The organism is Acinetobacter sp. 228 (assembly GCF_048147885.1).
The window spans coordinates 1-1,339 of record NZ_JAYWYV010000287.1 but is presented as its reverse complement, the minus strand read 5'-3'; the positions used below and the strand labels follow the sequence as shown (position 1 = coordinate 1,339).

Annotated in this window: 2 protein-coding genes; one reads left to right on the top strand and one right to left on the bottom strand. The window is 39.3% G+C overall.

All coding sequences use genetic code 11. The features are described from left to right. Positions 1-301, top strand: a 301-nt coding sequence (locus tag VXQ92_RS18280; protein ID WP_416682760.1) for an SPOR domain-containing protein, incomplete at its 5' end; no start/stop codon positions are given. Positions 302-330: 29 nt separating this feature from the next. Here the strand turns inward: VXQ92_RS18280 and oxyR are convergent. Next, positions 331-1,239: a LysR family transcriptional regulator OxyR gene (gene oxyR / locus VXQ92_RS18275; protein ID WP_000729506.1), complete on the bottom strand. Its 909-nt coding sequence runs from the start codon at positions 1,237-1,239 to the stop codon at positions 331-333. Between the last annotated feature and the right edge of the window lie 100 nt (positions 1,240-1,339).

Here is a 1,339-nt window from a genome sequence, read left to right as displayed (position 1 = left end):
GAAGAAAAAGCAACTTGATGCAGCGGTCGCGAAAGAAATTTTAGAAAACGGTGAAAAAAAATGGATGGTGCAAGTTGCTTTGGCACCTAATCAAAATAAAGCAAATATGATTCAGTCCCAATTACAGGCTAAAGGGTATAAAGTTGTTACCAGCGCAACTACAAAAGGAATACGAGTCATGGTCGACCCTGCCAATGACTACGCAATTGCACAAATTATTCGAGAAAAAATAATTGCAGATGATAGCTTGGATTTGAGATCGGCTTGGGTATTTAAATGGGCTTCTCTAACAGCACAGTAAAATAAAAAGGAGTCCGAAGACTCCTTTTTTTATTCATGTAAGTTTGTGGTAATTTTCTGCATGATTTGCAGAAGAACATCAAACTCACTTTGCAACGGCGTACTTTTACGAGTAACAAGTGCTAAAGTACGGCTAGGTGCGTCTTCAATTGGTTTTGCAGTAATCTGATCATTAAATTTGATCATACTATTTTCAATTGCGATTTCTGGTAAAAGAGTAAAGCCTAAATCGGAAGAAACCATTTCAACCAATGTTGGTAGAGAACTTGCTTTTAAGCGGTTATCGTTTTTACGCTCACCAATTGGACAGGCGCTTAATACGTGGTCACGTAAACAGTGGCCTTCTTCAAGCAAAATGAGACGTGATAAATCGAGATCATCAAGTGAATTTGCTTGAAGTGCATTTGTATCTTGCTTACTACAAACAAGATATAAATTTTCTTTTGAAATTTCAGCTACTTTTAAACTTCTTGTATCAAAAGGTAGGGCAAGGACAATCATGTCCAAATTACCATGTTCTAGGCGCTCTACAATCTTCTCACTTTGAGCTTCATGTAAATGCAACTGAATCTTCGGTAATTGTTGATGCACTTCATCAAGTAACCGTGTCAGGATAAAAGGTGCAATTGTTGGAATAACACCCAAATGAAGATCACCTGTTAATGGTTCACTCATTTCACGGCTTAAACGCATTAAATCCTGAGCATCTGCTAGCAATACACGGGCTCGAGCAACAACTTGCTCACCTAATGGCGTTAAACGCACATTCTGACGGTCACGCTCAACCAGAACGCCACCTAGTAGCCTTTCCAGCTCCATAATGCCGCCCGATAAAGTCGATTGGGTAACAAAAGAGCGACGTGCTGCTTCAGTAAAATGCAAAGTTTCCGACAACGTAACTAAATATGATAGCTGTCTTAGTGAGGGTAATGCAGCCATAGTGTCCTAGTATGATGATTTAAAATGATGCGCAAATAAACCGCTAAGCTGTGGAATAAAATGGGCAGGGATATCATGCCCCATTCCATCAATTAATTCA

Excerpts from the sequence above, each read along its gene's own strand:
- oxyR (WP_000729506.1), bottom strand. The coding sequence starts at position 1,239 with ATGGCTGCATTACCCTCACTAAGACAGCTATCATATTTAGTTACGTTG.